This is a genomic window from Nocardia elegans NBRC 108235, from assembly GCF_001612845.1.
Classification (GTDB): domain Bacteria; phylum Actinomycetota; class Actinomycetes; order Mycobacteriales; family Mycobacteriaceae; genus Nocardia; species Nocardia nova.
The window spans coordinates 1-507 of record NZ_BDBF01000117.1 but is presented as its reverse complement, the minus strand read 5'-3'; the positions used below and the strand labels follow the sequence as shown (position 1 = coordinate 507).

The 507-nt window shown below is 72.4% G+C and carries 1 protein-coding gene; it reads right to left on the bottom strand.

The window, feature by feature from the left end; all coding sequences use genetic code 11:
* Window positions 1-148 precede the first annotated feature (148 nt).
* A partial coding sequence (locus tag NE2_RS36530; protein ID WP_444980081.1) for an acyl-CoA-like ligand-binding transcription factor occupies window positions 149-507 on the bottom strand: 359 nt, incomplete at its 5' end.

Below are 507 nucleotides of genomic sequence, written 5' to 3'. Positions count from 1 at the left end.
GGCCGACGGCGCCACGATCGAATTGCAGCAGGGCGACGACGACATCGACCGCACCGCCGCGAATCTCGGAATCAGCCTGTCCGGCAACGAATCCGCGGCGGCGGATCTGGGCTGAACGTGTGACCGCGCACCCTCGCGGGGTGCGCGGTCACCTGCCCTCGGCCGCGTCGAATGCCGGGTCGAGCGGCGCCAGCGCCGCCCGCAGCTGCTCGGGCAGCGATCCGGCGGTCACGACGAAGCCGGCGATGCTTTCGACCGGTTGCAGCCATTGTTCGAGGGCGACGCGGACGGCGGCCGCGACGGCGGCGGCGAGGACCCGCGCGGTGAGCCCGCCGGCGTCCCCCACCCGTGCGGCGATCACATCCTCGAGTGCGGGCGTGATCGCCGCGGTGGCGCCGAGGAACGCCGTGCGCAGCGCCGGGTGAGTGGTGATCAGCATCAGTGCGTCTCGATGTTCGTCGCCCGGATCGGAGTACTGCGCGACGATCGCGTCGGTGACAGCCGAGG